This window comes from Streptomyces sp. NPDC052012, assembly GCF_040689265.1.
GTDB lineage: Bacteria > Actinomycetota > Actinomycetes > Streptomycetales > Streptomycetaceae > Streptomyces.
In genome coordinates this window covers 105,169-120,485 of sequence record NZ_JBFAXA010000009.1, presented here as the reverse complement: position 1 = coordinate 120,485, position 15,317 = coordinate 105,169, and the positions used below count along the sequence as shown (strand labels likewise).

At 72.1% G+C, this 15,317-nt stretch carries 11 protein-coding genes, 1 tRNA gene and 2 pseudogenes; 7 read left to right on the top strand and 7 right to left on the bottom strand.

The features are described 5' to 3' along the window. Positions 1-66: 66 nt before the first annotated feature. Positions 67-585 (bottom strand): response regulator, encoded by a 519-nt coding sequence (locus tag AB0412_RS17840; RefSeq protein ID WP_366403503.1) that lies wholly within the window; start codon positions 583-585, stop codon positions 67-69. Between the two features lie 127 nt (positions 586-712). On the opposite strand from AB0412_RS17840, the gene AB0412_RS17835 reads away from it, so the two are divergent. Beyond that, positions 713-787 (top strand) — tRNA-Arg (locus AB0412_RS17835). A 242-nt stretch (positions 788-1,029) separates the two neighbouring features. On the opposite strand, the gene AB0412_RS17830 is transcribed toward AB0412_RS17835, so the two are convergent. From AB0412_RS17830 to repSA, 3 genes and pseudogenes are all read right to left on the bottom strand, one after another. After that, the gene (locus AB0412_RS17830) at positions 1,030-1,326 is read right to left on the bottom strand and encodes a GYD domain-containing protein (protein WP_366403502.1); all 297 of its coding nucleotides are present in this window, start codon (positions 1,324-1,326) and stop codon (positions 1,030-1,032) included. Between the two features lie 274 nt (positions 1,327-1,600). Beyond that, a pseudogene (locus tag AB0412_RS17825) lies at positions 1,601-1,687 on the bottom strand (excisionase); the annotation flags it as partial. Positions 1,688-1,704: 17 nt separating this feature from the next. Next, positions 1,705-2,393: pseudogene (gene repSA, locus AB0412_RS17820) on the bottom strand (replication initiator protein RepSA); the annotation flags it as partial. 377 nt (positions 2,394-2,770) lie between these two features. Between repSA and AB0412_RS17815 the strand changes: the two are divergent. The 3 genes from AB0412_RS17815 to AB0412_RS17805 all read left to right on the top strand — a co-directional run bounded on the left by AB0412_RS17815 (position 2,771) and on the right by AB0412_RS17805 (position 4,249). Beyond that, a complete protein-coding gene (locus AB0412_RS17815) occupies positions 2,771-3,034 on the top strand; it encodes a CopG family transcriptional regulator (RefSeq protein ID WP_366403501.1) in 264 nt (87 codons plus the stop codon). Continuing rightward, on the top strand, positions 3,031-3,444 hold the full coding sequence (locus tag AB0412_RS17810) for a DNA-binding protein (protein WP_366403500.1): 414 nt from the start codon (positions 3,031-3,033) through the stop codon (positions 3,442-3,444). The genes AB0412_RS17815 and AB0412_RS17810 overlap by 4 nt, the downstream gene beginning before the upstream one ends. 337 nt (positions 3,445-3,781) lie before the next feature. Then, positions 3,782-4,249, top strand: a complete 468-nt coding sequence (locus AB0412_RS17805) for a hypothetical protein (RefSeq protein WP_366403499.1) — start codon at positions 3,782-3,784, stop codon at positions 4,247-4,249. Between the two features lie 61 nt (positions 4,250-4,310). Here the strand turns inward: AB0412_RS17805 and AB0412_RS17800 are convergent, their stop codons facing one another. Together AB0412_RS17800 and AB0412_RS17795 are read right to left on the bottom strand one after the other, a co-directional pair. Continuing rightward, positions 4,311-5,009: a hypothetical protein gene (locus AB0412_RS17800; protein WP_366403498.1), complete on the bottom strand. Its 699-nt coding sequence runs from the start codon at positions 5,007-5,009 to the stop codon at positions 4,311-4,313. Continuing rightward, positions 4,999-5,514, bottom strand: coding sequence for a SigE family RNA polymerase sigma factor (locus AB0412_RS17795; RefSeq protein WP_366403497.1), 516 nt, complete (start codon positions 5,512-5,514; stop codon positions 4,999-5,001). The genes AB0412_RS17800 and AB0412_RS17795 overlap by 11 nt, the downstream gene beginning before the upstream one ends. 104 nt (positions 5,515-5,618) lie before the next feature. Between AB0412_RS17795 and AB0412_RS17790 the strand changes: the two genes are divergently transcribed. The 3 genes from AB0412_RS17790 (at position 5,619) to AB0412_RS17780 (ending at position 10,677) form a co-directional block, all read left to right on the top strand. After that, the gene (locus AB0412_RS17790) at positions 5,619-6,935 is read left to right on the top strand and encodes a sigma factor-like helix-turn-helix DNA-binding protein (RefSeq protein WP_366403496.1); all 1,317 of its coding nucleotides are present in this window, start codon (positions 5,619-5,621) and stop codon (positions 6,933-6,935) included. Further along, positions 6,932-8,686 (top strand): transglycosylase domain-containing protein, encoded by a 1,755-nt coding sequence (locus tag AB0412_RS17785; protein WP_366403495.1) that lies wholly within the window; start codon positions 6,932-6,934, stop codon positions 8,684-8,686. Before AB0412_RS17790 ends, AB0412_RS17785 begins: the two co-directional genes overlap by 4 nt. Before the next feature lie 236 nt (positions 8,687-8,922). Then, entirely contained in the window at positions 8,923-10,677 is a 1,755-nt protein-coding gene (locus AB0412_RS17780) for a beta-ketoacyl-[acyl-carrier-protein] synthase family protein (protein ID WP_366403494.1), read from the top strand. 10 nt (positions 10,678-10,687) lie between these two features. Here AB0412_RS17780 and fxsT read toward each other — a convergent pair whose 3' ends face one another. Then, positions 10,688-15,013, bottom strand: a complete 4,326-nt coding sequence (gene fxsT, locus AB0412_RS17775; RefSeq protein WP_366403493.1) for an FxSxx-COOH system tetratricopeptide repeat protein — start codon at positions 15,011-15,013, stop codon at positions 10,688-10,690. Positions 15,014-15,317 lie beyond the last annotated feature (304 nt).

Below are 15,317 nucleotides of genomic sequence, written 5' to 3'. Positions count from 1 at the left end.
GAGGAGGGGGGTGGGTAGGCGAGCCGGTTTGTGGTGGTCCCGGGATGTGGACGGATGTGGACGCTCTCAGGCCCCGGAGTGCCCGGCCGCCTTCTCGCTCTCGCCGATGACGGGAACGTGCCGTACACGCCCGAGCCGGTCGGCCTCGCTCCCCGGCCGCCCACGCAGCAGCTGCCGCACGAGCCGGACGAGCTCACCGGGCTCGAAAGGCTTGGCGAGAAAGGCATCGACCCCCACATCGAGCCCGCTGTCGACCTCGTGCCGGCTGCAGGCGCTGATGATGGCGAGCGGAAGATCGCAGGTGAGCGGATCGGCCCGCAGTTTCGCAGCGGTCCGCAACCCGTCGAGCCTCGGCATGACCACATCGAGGGTCACGACATCGGGCCGCACCTGATGAACCACTTCAAGACACTCGGCACCGTCGGCCGCGGTCACGACCTCGATGCCCTCAAGCTCGAGATTGACCCTGATCAACTGCCGGATGACCTTGTTGTCGTCCACAACAAGCACCCGGCCCGAAGCGCCTGGCACAACTCGAGAGTAGGTCCGGACCGGCCGCCGCGTCCGGCTTTTCCCGACTTCCACCCCGCACGAGCGACACGACCCCCGCGGGTGGACGCGCCCCGGGCCCGCCGGAGTGAAAACGGGTTCCTGACCACCCCACGAGAACTGGTAGTGTTCTACCCGTCGCCGCGATCACCGCGCCCGACACGCCCCCGTAGCTCAGGGGATAGAGCAACGGCCTCCGGAGCCGTGTGCGCAGGTTCGAATCCTGCCGGGGGCACCATGGATTAGGTGCCCAAAGACCCCGTCACCAGCGGAAACGCTGAGGACGGGGTCTTCGCGTATGTGCAGGCGTGTGCCGCTCAGAGCGGGCGTATGTCGGGGTCTGTGACGAGGCGTGGACGGGATCTTGGGACGTAAGCGCAGGTCATGCCTGTATCCCCGAAGGCCGGGAGAGGTCCAGGTGCCTTGGGGGCCGCCTTGAGCGTGTCACTCGTACCAACAGAACCTCGACGGGGAAGTCCCTCAGCCGGTGGCTTTGGCGATGATGCGGTCCATCTCCTCCCGGCCGAAGGCTCGCAGGGTCGTGCTACGGACGTTGCCCAGCGCGCCGACCTGGAGGAGCACTGCGGTGGCAGTCTCGTCGTCGGGCGCCTCCACGACAGCCACGATGTCGTACGGGCCGACGGTCCAGAAGAGGTTCAGGACCTTCACCCCGAGCTTCTGAGCCGCTGCCGTGAAGGCTTCGGCGCGTTGCGGGGTGTCCTTGTAGCCGCGGATTCCCTGGTCGGTCCAGTTCAGCAGCGCAACAAACGTCGGCATGATCCTTTACCCCTGTGAGTAGACGCAACTAGTCGTGGTCAACTCTGGGCAGCACGCGCGTAATGCGCATGAGAGGCGCCTCTGAACGAGTGATGGAAGCCGGCCTGACTTCATGGCCCGGCCCGACATACAGCCCGGAGGCACCGGCGCGGAATTCCTGAGGACAGGAACGCCCCTCGCACCCCGGCCAAGCATGCCGATGCCCTCGGAACAAGTCCGGGGGCATCAGAGCTACCGTCGTCTGCGATCACTCGTACTCGCACAACGGATCCTCAGCAGAACCCTCGCCCAGTTCTCGCCAGCGGTAGAAGGTACGGTGCGAGACACCGCCCAACTCGGGAAGGATCTGCGGGACGGTCATCAGCTCGTCCTTCACGATCAGGCTTCTTCCAAGTCGGCGAGTGCTTCGCAGGCGGTTTCTCGGTTGAGTTGGAGATTGCGGGCGATGGTGGCGGCGAGGGCGGATTCGCCGGGGGTGTGGCCGTGTCCGGCGTACTGCCAGTCCGCGAGGACCAGGACCGTGTCCGGCTCGCGGTCGTGGTCGTCGAGGCCGAGAGCGGCGTGTTCCTGGGCGGCGCGGTAGTCGGCGCGGGCCTGGCGGAGGGCGCCGAGGGTCGTCGAGTAGCGGCGGCTCTTGCTGGAGAAGTGACCGCGGAAGCCGAGCATGTGAGCCCAAGCCCAGAGGCGCCGGTCCGGGTACAGCGGGTCGAGCGCCTTGCAGGCCTCGATCAGTCGGCGGGTGTGCGGGGACCTGGTGGCGGTCGAGTTCGGCGAGTTCGCCGATGCGGCGGTCGAGGGTTCCGGTGTTCTCAGCGGCTTCGGTGGCGTACTTGGCGGCGTAGAAGGCGACGCGGCCTGTTCGGTGATCTCGGAGCGTCGCCGAATGCCTTGGCCGGCCGGACGTCGAGCTGGGTGCCCCAGCGGAAGGTCCGGGCCGGCTGGTCGTCGGCGGCCGGGACAGAGACCGAGGTGTAGGAGTGCGCGGCAGCTGCACGGATCGCGTCAGCGAGGAGGGCGACGGACGCCCTTACTGGCGGCGGGGCGTCTGGACCGTCCGGCCCGTCGAGCCCACCCGCAAGGCGGTACCGTCCTTGAACACGTCGAGGACGGAGTGGCCGGATCGACACCGCTCTCGTCGGGCCCGGCCAGTCTCAGGCTGTCGCCCTGAAGCTGGTCCGTCCCGATGTCGGAGCCACGCATGTCGACGACATACTCACTCACCGGGCTTTCTGCCTCGTACCGCCCGCCCCAGGAGTCGCCACCGTGGCTCCCGCGCCGGTACGCCCTCGTGGGCCACCCACGCATCCAGCGCCGAGACGACTTCTTCCTGCCAACCCACGTTCCCCCGCTACCACCGCGCCCAGCGCTGACCACCATCAATCTGGCCAAGGTAAGGGCGGTCGCCTCGCCGCACGGCGGTAGCATCCGGAGTAGCATAAAGGGCATGAGCGAGCCTACCCAGAAGTACTCGATCACGATGCCCCGGGACATCGCCGAAGCCGCCCGCGCTCGCAGCGGCCCCTCCGGCCTGTCCGCCTACGTCGCCGCCGCCGTGGCCCGCCAGATCGAGCGTGACAATCTCAACGACCTCATCCAGGTCGCCGAGGCAGAACACGGTCCCATCACCGAGGACGAGGTGCACGCCCTGCGCGACCAGCTCCACGAGGCACGCGCCCAGCAGACCGGCGATGAGGCGAGCGCGGCGTGACACGCTCCCCTGCCGCCCCGGGCGGCACGCTGGTACTCGACAGCGAAGGGCTGGCCAAGACCGTGCTGCGCGACCGCGCAGTCACCGCTTGGCTCGCCTTGGCACGCGCCGATGACCTGCGTGTGATCACGTCGGCGGCCACTCTGGTGGAAGTCGTCCACCCGCGCATCAACCGCCCGGCCCTGGAGTGGACACTCTCCCGCCTCGTCGTGGAGCCGGTCACTGAGGCAGTCGCGCGCCATGCCGCCGCCCTGCTCACCGATGCAGGCCTGCACGGGCACAAGTACGCCATCGACGCCATACTCAGCGCGACGGCCCTCACCGCCCCGGGGCCCGTCACCGTACTCACCTCCGACCCGGAAGATCTCACGACCCTGTGCGGATCACGCGCCACTGTCATCAAGGTCTGACGCCCAAGATTGAATGAACGGCGGATTTCACCATCGCGGTACATACCCGGGATTGCATTCCTGGCTAAGCATCAAATGATGCTCCGACCTGCGAGAACGACTGGGAATGGTTCGGCCTCCAGAGCCGTGTGCGCAGGTTCGAATCCTGCCGGGGGCACTTCGTAGGACGTGCCTGAAGACCCCGTCCGCAGCGAGTTCGCTGAGCGCGGGGTTTTCTCGTGTGGGCCGGGCAAGGCGGTGAGCTCAGTGGGCCGTGTGGGGCTTCGCCGCTCCTTGTTGAGTGGTGCCGGCGTTCGGGGGTCTGGGCGTGTGGCCGATCTTGTGGTGGGCTGCCTGCGTGGCCGGTGTTCTCTCAGCTTTGATCGCAGTTCTGGGGACTCTGCTCGGCGTTCTCGTGACGCAGGCGTTCCAGCGCCGAGCGGCTGAGCGTGATCAAGTCTTCGCTACTCAGCAGCAGCTCCGCGCCGAGCGCATGGGCGTGTACAGCGACTTCGCCGGAGCAGTGACCGAGTTCAGGCGAGGGCAGCACGATCGCTGGCATCGCAAGGACGAGGATCCGGATGGCTCCGCCTATTTCGAGGCACGGGTCGAGGCGTACCGACTCCGGGGGGTCGCCCTCCATGCACTGTTCCGGGTCCAGCTTGTCGCAAGCAGCCAGGGGGTGATCGACGCCGCACGTGAGGCCTATGAGCTGACGGCCACAATGCACAAAGCGTCCGACAAGACGGAAGTGAGTCTGCTCGGCGACCAGGCACGTGACGCGGTGGAGCACTTCGTGCAGATCGCCTCGTCCGACGTGCGCTGACGGGGTCACAGGGATCACAGGTGTCACACTGCTGGGTCCGGCAGCTCCGTCCCTCCTCTCGTCAGGGCGCGGTCGACGGCGCCCCCGCCCCCTCCGACGGCGCCACACCATCCCCCGGCGGCGCCGTCGAGGTGATTTCGATGTCGTCCCCCACCCGCACCCGGGTGTAGAACCACTTGGCGTCCTTCGCGCTCATGCCCAGCCAGCCCGTCTTGGGGTCCAGGGCGCTGAGGGCCTTCGTGTCGAAGGTGAGGGCGCCCGCGTAGACCGGGGATCGGTTCGTGGTGCGGAGTTCGACCACGTACGGGATCTTGACGTCGTACATCGTCTTGGCGTTCGCGTGGATCGGCAGGATCATTACCTCGCGTTTGGCGGTCACCGTCAGTCGGCGGTCGGGCGGGAGCGTGTCGAAGGAGTGCGAGTCGACGCGCAGGACGCGGTCGCCGACGGTGAGCGTGTGACGGGAGAGGTCGAGCGAGTCGGCCGGGAGAGGGGTCGCCGGGGTCGCGCTGCGGGTGGTCGAGGGCTCGGGCGCCGCGGCCGGCGTGTGGCGGTTCTTGTCCGGCGGGTCCGCGTGCAGGGTGGTGACGATCGTCGCCAGCACGCATGCGGCCGTGGCCGCCACGGCGAGGGTGCAGGTGGTTCTGCGGCGGCGGGAGCGGCGGACCGCCCTGGCCCGGATCTCGGACGCCGGTACGGGTGGCGTGGTCTCGTGCCTCTGCGCCAACTCGCGCAGAGCCCTGGAGACTTCATCCGACACGGCCGCCCTCCCTCCACGCCGGCTCCTCCGCCTCGTCCACCGCCAAGTGCCTGGCCAGTGCTGCCCGTCCGCGGGAGAGTCTGGCCTTGACGGTCCCCACGGGCGCGCCGGTCTCGGAGGCTACCTGTTCCACACTGAGGTCGCACAGATGGTGCAGGACGATCGCCATGCGCTGGGTTTCGGGCAGTCGGCGCAACGCCGTGACCAGGGCCGCACGTTCGGGGCCCGGGCCGGGAGTGGACTCCGGCGGCGGCGTGCGGCGCACCAGTTCCAGCCAGCGTCTCGCGCGCCTCCAGCGGCTGACCCCCAAGCGCATGGCGACCGTGCGGATCCACGCCTCGGGCGCCTCGTCGGCGAGCAGCTTCTGGCGCCGGTCCCACGCCCGTACGAACGCTTCCTGAACCACGTCCTGGGCCTCGCCGAGGTCCCCGGTGAAGGCGTAGAGCTGCCCGGTCAGCCGGGGGAAGGCGGCCGCGTAGAAAGCGTCGAACTCGTCCTCGGTCATGCCCTCCACCGGAGTCTCGGTCGTCCCGTGCAACCCGGCCGTCCCCGTCATGCGTACAGGTCCCACAGGTCGCGCTCATCGAAGCACACCCCGGAGGGAAGACGATGAACACGGGTGCCGGGATCCATCCGCCCGAGGAGCAGGTTCGTGCGGGCGGGAGCGTCGCCGCCGTCCCGGGCCGGGTGCCGCACCCTCGCCGGCCCTTGCCCGGCTCCTCCGGCACGCCCGCGTTCGGCCACGGTGAATTCGCCGCCTGTGCGCGCGACTGCTGGCCCCGCCTGCACGCCATCGCGTTCCTTCTCACCGAGGATCCCCGCGCCGCCGAGGAGTTGGCGCGGAGCGCCCTGGCACGGGCGTGTGCGCGGTGGCGGCGGATTCCGCGCGATGACGTCGACTTCCACCTGCGGCGCTGCCTCGTACGGCGGTATCTGCGCGGGCGTGCGCGGTGGTCGGGCGGCCGGGCGCGGGTCGTGCGGGTGCTGCGGTACGGGGAGGGGCTGAGCGAGGTCGAGATCGCGCAGGTGCTGGGGTGTTCGGTGGGTGCCGTGCGGGCGTTGGCGCGGCGCGGGGAGAGAAAGGCGGGGGGCGCAGTCGGCCGTGCCGGCACACTCGGCCGTGCGGGCGCACTCGGCTGTGCGGACGCAGCACCGCGAACAGCAGCCACAGGGCTTCCGGCAGCCAGCCCCGCGAACGCAGCCAGCCCCGCGAACGCAGCCAGCCCCGCGGGCGCAACGGGGCGTTCGGAGTTCGCCCCGCTGTTGCGCGAGTTCGTGCCCGTGGCCGTCCCGCTCGACGCCATCCTGCGCGAGGGCATGACGCGGCGCCGCCGGCGCGCCGGGGTCGCTGCGGCCGGGTGTGCCCTGCTGCTCGCTCCTCCCGCCGCCCTCGCCCTCGGTCATCTGCCGGGCGGTGATGCCTCCGGGGCGGCGCATGCCCCCGACCGCCGCGTGGCCGAACCCGTACGCATCGTCGCTCCCGGCGAGCGGGTGGCCGCGGCCCCGGGTGTGGACATCTGGCTCACCGCGGACGGCAAGCACTGGTCGTCCCCGCAGGGCGCCAACCAGTTCCGTGCGGTGGGCGACGGCGACCTCGCTCCCGACCGGCCGGGGGTCTCGGTCCAGGGGGAGCAACTGGACGACACGTACGTGCTGTCGGGCCTGTACTACGGACTCTCCGGTGATCCCTCGCGCGTCACGGTCCGGATCGGCGGCAAGGACTTCACGGCCAACGTCCTCACGCTCGCCGGAAGTCCGGGGTGGGGCGTGTGGTACGCGCGGGCGCCCCTGCCGGTCTCCGCCGCCGGCAGGAGCGGCGACAGCGACACCGGCGGCCGGACCACCGTCACCGTCCTCGACGCCGGGGGCGAGGTCGCCGTACGGTCCGGCGTCGGGCTCTCGGACACGGGTGGGTGGCGCCCGTGAAACTCCCCCTCCCCACGGCCGTCCGTCGGCGGCTCCGACGCGGCACCCCCGAACGCGGCCCCCGACGCGGGTCCAGCCGCCGCCCCGATCCCGCCCCGGACAGGTCCGCTCCCCTCCCCCGCATCCCCCTGCGCATCCGCCTGCGCCGCACCCGGGGTCGCCGGCTGCGGTGGCTGCTCGGCACTCTCCTGACGCTTCTCGCCCTGCTCTGCGGAACGGTCGTGGTCGCCTATCAGCTGACGGTCATCCCCGAGCCGCACCCCGAGACGGTCGTGCAGAGCACGGTGTTCGTCGACGCGGAGGGCGCCTATCTGGGCCGGCGTGGTCCGGTGGACCGGCAGGAGGTGCCGTTGTCGCAGGTGCCCGGGCATGTCCAGGACGCGGTGATCGCCGCGGAGAACCGGTCGTTCCGTACGGACTCCGGGGTGTCGCCGCGCGCCCTGGCCCGGGCGGTGTGGGCCACGGTGTCCGGTGGTGCCCGGCAGGGCGGCTCGACCATCACCCAGCAGTATGTGAAGAACGCGTTGCTGAGTCCGGAGCAGTCCTTGTCGCGCAAGGCGCGTGAGGCGCTGATCGCCGTCAAGCTGGACCGCACGCGCGGCAAGGACGAGATTCTCGAGGGGTACCTCAACACGGTGTACTTCGGCCGGGGGGCGGCGGGTGTGCAGGCCGCCGCGCGCAACTACTTCGGCGTGGGGGCCGGCGAGCTCACCGTCTCCCAGGGGGCGGCCCTCGCGGCGATCGTCAACATTCCCTCGTACTACGAGAAGGCGGGATCCGATCCCGAGGTGACCGCGCGGCTGCGGGACCGCTGGGAGTGGGTGCTCGACGCCATGGTGGCGGGTGGCAGCATCACGGGCGGGCAGCGGGCAGAGGCGCGTTTCCCGGCGTTCCGGTTCTATCCGCCCGGCCGGACCGACGGGCAGCGGCAGTATCTGATCGACGTGGCCGCGAAGGAGGCGGCCGACCGGCTCGGGATCAGTGAGGACGAGCTGGCGCGCGGCGGTTACACCGTCCACACCACGTTCGACCTGGCACTGCAGGACGCGACCGCCGAGCTGGTGAAGGACCGGGCGGCCGAGCCCGGCGGCGGAGTCCGTATGCACACGGCCGTCGTGGGGGTCGAGCCGGGCGACGGGGCGGTGCGGTTGCTGTACGGCGGGGCCGACCACGCCCGGCAGCCGTTCAACGACGCGGTGAGCGGGGCGGTGGAGGCGGGCGCGGTACTGGCGCCGTTCGGGGACGTGTCGCTCGACGGTCCGCTGGACGGGCTGCGGAGGTCGACTGCGCCGACCCCTCTGCGGCTGGCCTCGGCGTATGCGGCGGTCGCGGCGAGCGGGACGTATGCCGCACCCCACACCGTGACCCGGATCACCCGCGAGGGGCGGACCGTCCACACCGCACGGCCCGAGACGCGGCGGGTACTGGACGACAAGGGGGCGGGCCTGGTGACGGCGCAGGCGCGCGGCGGTCTCGGCGGGCGGGCCGGCGACGGCGCGCCGATCGCGTTCCGGCCCGAGGGGCCCGGCACCTTCTTCACGGCCGGGGCGGGGGGTGGAACCACCCGGCGCACCGTCTGGGCCACGGGCTTCGACCCCCGAATGGCGTTGACCGTCGCCGTGTTCGCCGACCGGCCCGGTGTGAGGAAGGACACGACGGTGCCCGCGTTGTTGCCCGACGACCCCTCACCGACCGGGTACGCGGAACACACGGCCGCGTACGTCTGGCAGTTGGCGACGGATGGAGCGTGACGCTTTCCACAGGTGTGGGCGACCGGCCGGTAACTGGCCTGGGGCGTAGGGCGATTGACACCTGTTCCACCTGAGAGCAGTTCCGGCACATCGTGGCAAATCGGACATGTACGCCATTCAACGGTGGCCGGTTCGCGTTTCGTGCAGTTCACTCTCAACGGTCCCCAGTACGACAGTTCGGACCAAAGAAAGCATGTACGCCCATGCCCCACTCTTCCGGCATACGTGAAGTCCCCATGAATCCGCACTCCGTGACGGCCGCCGAGGTCGTCCCCGGCGATCTGGTCGCCCTGGCGGGCGAGGACGTGGCAGCGGACCGGTGGTACGTCGTGATGCACACCCTGCCCGAGGCTCCGGAGGTGATCCGGGTCACGCTGCGGCCGCCGCTCGGTGGCACGGACCGGGAGGAACTGCTGCGGCGCGAGCAGCGCGTGACCGTCGCCGGGCGCCGGGTGGACGTGGCGGCGGTTCCCGAGGTGAGCTCCCCCACACTCGACGACGTCGAGTTCCGGGACGGGGACAAGGTGACCTCGCTGCGGGCCGTGGACCCGGGGGCCGACGAGGTGACGTACGTCCGGCGATGGGGTGCCTGGTACCGGGACGGCGACGGCCACGGCGATGGCGACGGTGACGGCACGGGCGTCGGTGACGCCGACGTGCGGCGGTGGGCCGCCGAGGCCGACCGGGAGGGGCACGTCGTACGGCACGAGCCGCGGCCGGTGAGCGAGGCGCGGGCCGCCGGGGCGCGGCGGGTCGTGGTCACCGGGCTCGGTGCGATGACGCCGCTCGGCGCCGGGACCAGCGAGTTGTGGCAGGGGCTGCTGGAGGGGCGGCACGGCATACGGGAGGTGGAGGGCGAGGAGTTCGACGGGCTGCCGGTGCGGGTCGCCGGGACGGTGCCGGTGGATCCGGCTCGGCTGCTGCCTCGGCAGGTGGCCCGGCGGATGAACCGGGCCGCGCAGTTCGCGGTCCTGGCCGCTCGGGAGGCCTGGGCGGACGCCGGGTTCGCCGAGGGCGGCACGCGCGAGAGCGGGCTGGACCCGGAGCGGGTCGGGGTGAGCCTCGGTGCGATCCTCGGGGACGCGTCCGTGCTGGTCGGCGGGGACCGCAAGCTGCGGGACAAGGGGCCGCGGAGTGTGTCGCCGCTCACCACGCCGATGACCGTGCCGTCGCAGGCCGCCTCACAGGTCTCGCTGGATCTGCACATCACCGGTGAGGCGCGGACCGTGACCAGCGCGTGCGCCTCCGGTACGGAAGCGATCGGGCAGGCGGTGGACCGGATCCGGTACGGGCGGGTGGACATCGCCCTCGCGGGTGGTGCCGAGGCGGTCGTCACTCCGGCGATCATGGCCTCGTTCGCGGCGATGCGGGCGCTGGCCGAGGGTGATCCGTCCGAGGGCTCGCCGTCGCGTCCCTTCGCCAAGGACCGGGGCGGGTTCGTCAACGGTGAGGGTGCGGGGCTGCTCGTCCTGGAGTCCGAGGAGCATGCTCGGGCCCGCGGGGCGCGGATCTACTGCGAGGCGGCCGGCTGGGGGCTGTCCGCCGACGCCCACCATGTCGCGGCGCCCGACCCGTCCGGCGACGGCATCGCGCTCGCCCTGCGCCGGGCCGTGCGGGACGCGGGGGGCCACCTCGCGGACGTGGTCCACGTCAACGCGCACGCGACCGCCACCGTCGACGGCGATCTCGCGGAGGCGCGGGCGCTCCAGGGCGTCCTGGGCGCGCGGAACGTTCCGGTGACCGCGCTCAAGGGGCACCTCGGCCATCTGCAAGGTGCGGCGGGCGGGGTCGAGGCGGTCGCCGCGGCGCTCACGCTGCACCACGGGCTGATGCCGCCCACGGTCGGCTGCGCCGAGCTCGACGACGCGATCGACCTGGACGTCGTGCGCGACGCCCCGCGCGCCCTGCCCCTGGACGGTGACCTCGTCCTGAGCAACTCCTTCGGCTTCGGCGGCCACAACGCCGTGCTGGCCCTGCGCCGGGCGAGCTGAGCCTGCTCGTCTACAACGGCATCGGGTCCACATCGCAGTTCGCCGGTCTGCTGTCCCGGGCCGACGCCAGGGCGGGGTGGTCCGGGCCCAGGACGCGTTCGTAGCGGGTGAGGGTGTCCGTGTGGAGGGCGTCGGCCTCCTCGTCGCGGCCCAGCAGGCGCAGGCCGAGGGTCAGGTTGACGGCGGTCGCCAGCGTCGCGGGGTGGTCCTCGCCGAGGCGTCGGCGGGCCTGCTCCAGTGTGCGGGTGCTCAGGTCGACCGAGGCCCGGGCCTCCCCCAGTTCGTACAGGTCGGCGGCGAGATTGCTGGCGCAGGCGAGGACGTTGGGGTGTTCCGGGCCGAGCTTGTCCCTCAGCGTGCCGAGGATCTGCCGGTTCAGGCAACGGGCGTCCTCGACGCGGCCGAGCAGCCGCAGGGCGACCGCGTGGTTGATGCGGGCGCCGAGGGTGTGCGGATGGTCGGGGCCGTAGAGCTGGGCGTAGCCCGCGCAGCCCTGTTCGCTCAGCTCCAGCGCGTGCCGGAGGTCCCCGCTGTAGCGGACGTCGATGGCGTGGGTCAGCAGGGCGGCGAGGGTCTCGGGGTACTTCTCGCCGTAGCGGTTGCGGTACTGCTTCAGGGCGCGGCCGGACAGTTCCATCGCCCGTGCGTGCCGGCCCATGCGGCGCTCGGCCTGGGCCAGCCCGAGCTGGCTGCCGATGGTGCTGGGGTTGGTCGCGCCGAAGTGGTACTCGTAGCGGCGGGAGACGTCCTGCTGCTGGTTGTACGCCTCCGCGTACTCGCCGGCCTGCCGCAGGTCCATGGCGATCCCGGCGTGGGTGTGCAGGGTGGACAGCGCGTTCTCGCCCAGCTCCTCGACCTTGCGGCGGTGGGTGTCCTGGTCCAGTTCCAGGGCCTGGCGGAAGTCGCCGGTGAGCCGCAGGTTCAGGGCGACGCGGTGGGCGAAGACGAGAGTGGAGACGTCGTTGGGGCCGAAGATGCGCCGGCTCGCCTCGAAGGTCTCGCCGTCCAGTTCGGAGGCGCCGGTGAAGTCGCCTCGCATGCGCAGGTCCCAGGCGAGCATCGAGGTGATCTCGAGGGTGTTCTCGTCCTCGGTGCCCAGGGTCTCGGTCATGGCGGCGCGGGTGCGCTGGTCGAGTTCGTACGCCTTGTGGTGGTGGCCGAGGGCGCGCAGGGCGTCGCCGTAGAGCTTGGCGGCGCGCAGCGCGTGCTCGTTGTTCTCGCCGTCGGCGTCCCGCCAGGTCTCGTAGGCGTCGCGGGCGAGGTCGCCGGAGCCCTCGTAGTCACCCCAGTAGAACATGTACTCGATCTCGTTCAGGACGAGTTGGCGGACCCAGCGGTCGCCCGAGGTGACGGCTCTGCTGCTGAGGACGTGCGGGAGCAGTTCGCCGTAGCGCTGCCACTGTTCCGGGGACGAGGGCTCGGTGGGGTCGCCGTGGGCGAGCAGGCGGTGGGCGCCCGCGCGCATCCGGACCTTCAGCTCGTCCGGCATCTGGTTGACCAGGACGCGCTGGACCAGCCGGTGCAACTGGATGGTGTTGGTGCTGTAGTTGATCCGGGCGAGCGCGTAGCGGTTGACGTCGCGGATGGCGCGGCCGAGCCGGATCGGGTCGCTGAGCGCGTACGCCAGCTCGGGCGGGACGGGGGCGTCGCGCACTCCGGTGAGGAGGCGGCGGGAGATCGGCTCGGGGGCGAAGAAGGCGCAGACCTGGAGGAGTTGGAGGGCGGCCGGGTGGTCGCGCTGGAGGCGTTCCAGGGACAGGTTCCAGGCGGCGGCGACGGAGAGCGGGTAGTCGGGGGGCGGGTCGCCGGCCATCAGCTCCATGGCGTGCTGCTCGAACAGACGCAGGTACTCGTCGGCGGGCATCCCCGTCTCGGCGAGCCAGGTGGCGGCCTGTTCGACGCCCAGGGGCAGGTCGCCGAGGGTCTCGGCGATGCGGTCGGCGGAGGCGTCGTCGAGGTTGGGCAGGCGCAGCTGGAGCAGCTGGCGGCTCTCCTCGCGGGTGAAGACGTCGACCTCCAGCGGGCGTGCGGCACTGGCCCACTGGCCGTTGCGGGAGGTGACCAGGATGCGGCCGGGTCCGTCGGCCGGGAAGAAGTCCCGTACGACGTCGGGGGTTTCGGCGTTGTCGAAGACCAGCAGCCAGTTCTTGTCCGGCTCGCCGATGCGCAGGGCCTCGATGACGGCGGGGACGGCGGTGGCGGCCTCGCCGCTGTTGACGTCGAGTTCGAGGCGTCCGGCGAGTTCCACCAGGGACTGGCGGATCTGCTGCGGCTGCTCGGCGGGGACCCACCAGACGATCTGGTACTCGTGCATGTGCCGGTAGACGTACTCGACGGCGAGCTGTGACTTGCCCACCCCGCCCATGCCCTGGAGCGCCTCGGGGATGACGGCCGTGGTGCCTTCCTGCAGCCGTTGGTGGAGTTCCTCGAGCAGCCTCGCGCGGCCGGTGAAGGCACGGTTCCGGGGCGGTACGTTCCCCCAGACCGGCGGTGGTTTGCGCGCTTTCTCCCTGTGCGCAGCGGGTACGGGCTGCGGGTCGCCCACGGACACGTTCCCTCCCATCCGGGGTGTGTGCACGACACGCTCACCCACGGGTGCGGGGGTGAGGTGCGGACGATCAGGTTGTTCGGGTTGTTCCCGGACGGCGGGGGGCCGAACACCCGGGGCGGCACCCTGCCACAGCCGCGCCCGCAGGCCGGCCGCGGCGAGACCGTACCGCCCGCCGAGCGCGGTCAGCGCGGGCAGCACGGGAACCAGCCAGGGCCGCACCCGCTCCACCGGGAGATGGGCGGCCCGGCCGGGGTCCCGTACGACGGCCCGCACTTGACGCAGGTCGGCGGCCAGCGGCTCGGGCACCGCCTGCTCGGCGAAGTGGCCGAGGACCGTCTCCATGGCGTGTGCCGTCTCGTCGCGGGTGCCTTCGGCGAGCAGTTCACTGCGCACGCCGTCCACGAAGTCCAGCTCGATCCGCACGGGGTCCGGCAGCGCGGGGACCGGCGCGGTGTGCCGCAGCAGACCGCTGTGCAGGAGTTCCGCGAGGTGCCAGGTGCGGGCCTCGGGGAGCAGGGTGCGGCGTACGACGTCCAGGATCCGCAGGTTCAGCGGTACGGCGGCGCACAGCTGGGCGAGGTGATAGGTGGTCGGGCTGAGCCGGGCCCGGGCGCGGCGCACCAGCTCGGGGGCGGGGACCGGGCGGGGCGGGCCGTGCTGCTGCCGTCGTGGGGCGGCCGTGGCGTCCAGGGAGGCGGCGACGATCCGTGCCTCGTACGCCGCCGGCTCGGCGAGTGCGACGAAGCGGGCCCAGCGGTGGAGCGCCTGCCTGGTCAGTTCCAGCACCGGGACGGGGATGGCGCGCGGGTCGGCGTAGTCCACGTCGTCCTGCCAGACGAGGGCGAAGTCGTCGGGGCGCCAGGGCCAGCCGCGGTTGGCGGCGAAGGGGCCCGGGCTGGTCAGCGCGGCCTTGTGCGGGGCGACGGGGCCGCGGGACCACAGGTGCTCGGGGAGGACGTTCACCACGGCGACGGAGGCACGTTTCGCCCAGTGGGCGAGCCGGTGCTGGGCGGTCCCGTCGGCCCAGCGCTCGCCGTGCAGGTCGGTGAGCACGAGGACGACATGCCGGCCGGGCGCGTCCGGCAGCCGGGGCGCTCGGTCCTCGCGGCACCGCGCACCGGTGCGCTCCCCGGCGTCCGCCCGGACACGGTGGCCGGTGCGCTCAGAGGCGCCCGCGCGGCCATCGTCGCCGCTGCCCTGCACGGGCGGCCAGCGGTACACCTGGACGTCGCGGAAGGCCCGGGAGCGGGCCAGCGCCCCGGCGAACCGTTCGGCCGTGGCCGACCACAGGGCCATCGAGCGTCCGGCGTCGACCACCAGCGACACGAGCGCCCGCCGCTCACCACCGTCCCGCCCGCGCACGAGCCGCGCGTCCGGCCCGTCCGTGCCCCGTCGGCTCCGCCGGCGGCTCAGCGGGCGCAGGGCGAGAGCCCAGGACGCGGCATCCTCGGTCAAGGGACCGACGGTCGCGGTGCGGGGCGGGGAGCTGTCGGCCGTGCGGGGAGGAGAGCTGTCGGCCGTGCGGGGAGGGGAGCCGTCGGCCGTGCCGGACGGGGAGCCGTCGGCCGTGCGGGGCAGGGAGCCGTCGGCCGTGCCGGACGGGGAGCCACCGGTCGTCCCGGGCGCGGACGCGTGGGCCGTCCCGGACCGGGAGCCCTCAGCCGCCCCGCGCGGGGAACCGTCAGCCGACCCGGGCACGGGGGCGTCGACCGTGCCGCGCGGGGAGCCCTCAGCCGCCCCACACGGAGAGCCGTCAGCCGCTCCGGACCGGGAACCCTCAGGCATCCCGCACGGCGAACCGTCAGCCGACCCGGGCACGGAGGCATCAGCCCTGCCGCGCGGGGAGCCCTCAGCCGCCCCACACGGGGAACCCTCAGCCGTCCCGCACGGCGAACCGTCAGCCGCCCCGGGCAAGGAGGCGTCAGCCGTCCCGGACCGGGAACCCTCAGCCGCCCCACACGGCGAACCGTCAGCCGCCCCGGGCGCGCAGGCGTCAGCCGTCCCCCACAGGGAGCCGTCGGCCACCCCCGGCCGAGGGCCATCAGCCGTCCCGCGCGGAGAGCCGACAGCCGTCCCGGACAGGGAACCC